Source organism: Chryseobacterium barbadense, from assembly GCF_042849955.1.
In the GTDB taxonomy this organism is placed as follows: domain Bacteria; phylum Bacteroidota; class Bacteroidia; order Flavobacteriales; family Weeksellaceae; genus Chryseobacterium.
Genome location: NZ_BAAFHL010000112.1, coordinates 1 through 4,328, shown reverse-complemented (window position 1 = coordinate 4,328; position 4,328 = coordinate 1). Strand labels below are relative to the sequence as shown.

Below are 4,328 nucleotides of genomic sequence, written 5' to 3'. Positions count from 1 at the left end.
TGTTGTAGGTAAACCAACTGTAGTGACGGCTGTTGACGGAATTATTCCTCCAAGGCTTTCCGGGGATCAGTTACAGGCCAAAGATGCCATTTATACTCCGGGGCATGATGGTGTAATCGTTTATGTAACTTCAGGTGTGACCGCTCCGTCTCCTAAAACCATAAATGTTACTTTACCAGGATTTTACTTTTATAATGGTACAGCAAATGTGTGGACCGCCCTACAAAGTAATGCACAGGCGGGAGGAACAGGAACTGCCATATACGCAAGCAGAGATGGTGCCTGGTCATTGCTCAATTTAGGTATTGCAGGTACCAATTGGAATAAAATAAGCCTTACTTCAACCGATACGATCACGGGAGTACCTTCATTAATCAATAATGGTGTTTATACGGCGCCAAAACCGGGACTGTACGAAGTTAAATATGATGTTCAGCTTGAGGGTGGTGTAGATCTTAGTGTTCTTGGGGGTAAAACTTTAGGCATTATAAAAAACGGGACCACTATAATTGACCAAAAAATCTTCGATGCCGTAAGGGTTTCAATATTGAGTGTCACTTTAGCATCTGTTCCGGTTACTTCTACCACTTTAAATACGGTAGTTCAACTTAATGCCGGAGACACATTAACTTTTGCAGTTGAAACCGGAGGTGTTAATTTAGGTTTATTGACTGATGGAAAAGTTTCCGTAAACGTTTATAAGATATCTGAATAATATTATTTGCATTTAGATCTTGTATAAATTTTATGGAATTGAACTTTAAGCATATTCATCTCGGAAATCTAATCAAACAAAAAGTTGATGAAATTCAACTGGATCATACTCGAATATGTAAATTCCTCCATTGCAATGAAATAGAATTGCAGCAGATGTTTTCTGCCGAAAGTCTTGACAGTGATATTATTTTAAAATGGAGCAAATTATTAGAATATGATTTATTCAGAATTTATTCACAGCATTTGATATTGTTTTCACCCCCTCAGAAAAGGCAATTAGATAAAAGGGATATTTCTTGGAAAAGTAGTTTGCCGGTATTTAAAAAGAATATATATACTATTGAAATTATAGAATTCATTCTGGAAATGATTAATACCGGTGCAAAGACGAAAGCTCAGATTATTGATGAGTATAATATTCCCAAAACAACACTGCACAGGTGGATGGTAAAATATCAGGTTGAAAAAAATTCAATGTACTAGTATTATTTAAAACTATGACGCCTAACTATAAACAGATTTTTACAGATATTCTAGAACTAAAGTATCCTGATAAAAAAGGGTACTGCAGGAATATCCTGGATAAAACAGAAATTGGTCAATTAGATGTTATTAAGCTTAATCAGATCATATTTGGAAATAGGTCTAAAACCTCAGATTTCAATCAAAAATTGAAGTCTTATAATAAAACTACTATTATAAAGATTTTACGTTTTCAAGCAGAAAACAGATTGAATAATACTGAGATTGCCACCCATTTTAATTTAAGCAGAAATACCGTTTCCAAATGGAGGAAACAATTTGAGGTCAATTAATTTAAATGACCAATATTTTCACGAAACAATTCGATTCTAGAAACACAAAAATAAAAAGACCAGTTTTGCTGGTCTTTTTAATATGATGACTATGAGGATAAACATGCATAATAATTTAACCGTTAGGGTTTACATACATTTAGCCTTACTTTAGGGACAGAGATATCTTAACGATTGCGAAATTTCAAATTATAAGCTTATGGCGTAAAATTTGATGACTTTTTTATACCATCTTGGTCAGGATTCCTTGATCTTTTGGAATCAAATTTACAGACTCCTCTTGCTGGTTTGTCTTGCCGATCGAAATTAATCTAAAGAGATCAAGTAACTGATTGTTTTAGTATTATTAATGATGAAACCTTTTTTATTGAATAAAGGGTATTCCAATAGCTCTAAATATCAAAAGACATGAATAATAATGAGATCATTGATAAAATTATTATGTTTACAGACGAGGCCCATGGCGAACAAACCAGAAAGTATAATACCGACAGGTATATTGTTCATCCAGTAAGAGTGATGGAAGCCTGTCGACAGTATACTGAACGCTTATCGGTATTGTCTGCTGCCATCATGCATGATATTATTGAAGACACACCCTTGACTAAAAATGATATTTCTATCTTCTTAAGCAGTGTGATGGATGAAAAAAATAAAACAGAAACGGTTAACATGATTATTGAATTAACCGATGTATTCGTAAAAAAAGATTTCCCCCATTTGAACAGATCCAAAAGGAAGAAACTTGAAATAGAGCGGTTACAAAATATAAGTCCGGAGGCACAAACTATCAAGTATGCTGATATAATGGATAATGCTAAAGAAATAGTGCAAGATGATGTCTCATTTGCCAGACGTTTTCTTCAAGAATGCCGTGATATATTAATAGCATTAAAAAAGGGGAATCCAGAGCTTCGCCATAAGGCACTCAGTCTTGTGAATACAGAAATCCTGAAACTAAAGAATAATAAATGATTTTTGAAAATAATAATTCGCCAATGAAATGCTTAAATTGGGGCTAAGTCGTTTTATCTATCACGCAGAAGAGCCTTTCGAATTATGTAATCGATTTAAAATTCAGGAAAATAGATAATTTTACAATCAGTAATTATGCAGACTTCTGCCTGTATCTGAATCAGCTGTATATCAATATGCCCGTAACGATTCATCAATTCCAGTAAAATGCAAACCTTTTAACGCTGATCTTTATGGGACATCACCAATCCCTTCACTATGGTCGAACTAATCCGTATTCCATAGCTAATTTTACTGCGGTGCTTAAATTGGAGGTTTTGAATTTGACAATCAGGTTTTTGCGGTGGCTCTCTACTGTATGTGGGCTTATGCATAGCTTATCCGCTATTTGATTGGTGGTAAGACCTAGAGAGGCTTCCAGTAAAATCTCCTTTTCTCTGCGGGTTAATTTGGGTACCATATTTAATCCGGAATTCGTTTTCATCTCTACAATTTTTTTTGTCTGATTGCATAAAAATTTCTCACCCTTGAGTATGGTCTGTATACCCGAAATAATTTCTGTGACCAAAGCATTCTTCTGAATATACCCCATGGCGCCTTCTTCCAGAGTGCTGTTAATGACTGCAAACTCATTATGAACACTTAAAATAATAATTCGGATATCAGGATATTTTTTTAATATCGGCTTAATCAAATCTATACTATTGCCGTCGGAAAGGTTAATGTCCAGCAATAAAACATCTAAAATATGGTTTTCCAATCCTGTAAAAAGCTCACTTGAAGAGGAATAACAATCGACAACCATAAAATCTTCCTGTTGGGAAAGGATATTTTTTAAACCTTCCAGCAATAACGGGTGGTCATCAGTTATAGCAATTTTAATCATAATCTGTTTATTTGGGAAATTTGATTTCAATATTGGTTCCTATATTCATCTGGGATTCTATTTGCATTGTTCCTTTCAGAAACTCTACCCGTGAACGTATATTGTGAAATCCTGCAGAATGGGAGTGATTCAAAATATCGATATCAAATCCTTTTCCGTCATCCTCTACAATCATAACATAATCGGATTCATTTTCGATGAACTGAATAATAATCTGCTCTGCAGAAGCATGTTTTACGGCATTGTTGACCAATTCCTGAATAATCCTGTATACGAGAAGCTGACTTTCCAGTGGCAGCTGATCTGAATAATATAAAAACTGAACATCAATATCCAGCTTTGGAGTAGCCATTCGGGAAACATATTCCATCAAGGTTTCCTGAAGACCATATTTAAGCAACAAATCCGGCATAAGATTGTGCGCAACGCGGCGAAGCTCATCAACTGCGATATCGATCTGTGTCATGGATCTCTCTATTTGAGATTGCTTGTGGTCATTAGATTGATCTTTTAATAAGAATAGATTCATTTTTGTTCCGGAAAGTAAACTTCCGAGGCCATCATGAAGATCCCGGGCTATTCTTTCCCTTTCCTGTTCCTGACCTTCCAACATTAACGTAAGGTTGGAGATTTTTGAATTCTGCATCATCTTTTCCAGTTCAAGAAGATGCAATTTTTCTTTTTGCCTGATGCTTTTTGTTCTCTGAAAATAAGCATATAAAAGCAATATGAGAAGTAAGGAAACAGAGACTGTCAAACCGATATAAAATGTATTTATTTTCTCTTTATAGTCAATCCGTTCTTTATAGAGATCTACTTCCCGTTTTCTATTAAAGGATTCCAGCTGAGACAAACGAAGTTCCTGCGCTTTTTTACTGTTTTCTATTTCAGTAAATTCCAGTTTTCTTAATTGATTTTCTTTCGTTAATTCAAGA

General features: G+C 34.7%; 5 protein-coding genes and 1 pseudogene. 4 read left to right on the top strand and 2 right to left on the bottom strand.

Annotated features, from left to right (window positions below; translation table 11 throughout):
* The 4 genes and pseudogenes from ACGHIN_RS16755 to ACGHIN_RS16740 all read left to right on the top strand — a co-directional run.
* Positions 1-715 (top strand): annotated as a pseudogene (locus tag ACGHIN_RS16755) (hypothetical protein); the annotation flags it as partial.
* Between the two features lie 32 nt (positions 716-747).
* On the top strand, positions 748-1,200 hold the full coding sequence (locus ACGHIN_RS16750; protein ID WP_390456201.1) for a transposase: 453 nt from the start codon (positions 748-750) through the stop codon (positions 1,198-1,200).
* A 14-nt stretch (positions 1,201-1,214) separates the two neighbouring features.
* Complete coding sequence (locus ACGHIN_RS16745) at positions 1,215-1,532, top strand: helix-turn-helix domain-containing protein (protein ID WP_390456198.1); 318 nt, start codon at positions 1,215-1,217, stop codon at positions 1,530-1,532.
* A 408-nt stretch (positions 1,533-1,940) separates the two neighbouring features.
* Positions 1,941-2,507: an HD domain-containing protein gene (locus tag ACGHIN_RS16740; protein WP_390456195.1), complete on the top strand. Its 567-nt coding sequence runs from the start codon at positions 1,941-1,943 to the stop codon at positions 2,505-2,507.
* Between the two features lie 256 nt (positions 2,508-2,763).
* On the opposite strand, the gene ACGHIN_RS16735 is transcribed toward ACGHIN_RS16740, so the two are convergent.
* Together ACGHIN_RS16735 and ACGHIN_RS16730 are read right to left on the bottom strand one after the other, a co-directional pair.
* Entirely contained in the window at positions 2,764-3,393 is a 630-nt protein-coding gene (locus tag ACGHIN_RS16735) for a response regulator (RefSeq protein ID WP_390456192.1), read from the bottom strand.
* Positions 3,394-3,400: 7 nt separating this feature from the next.
* A partial coding sequence (locus tag ACGHIN_RS16730; RefSeq protein ID WP_390456189.1) for a sensor histidine kinase occupies positions 3,401-4,328 on the bottom strand: 928 nt, incomplete at its 5' end.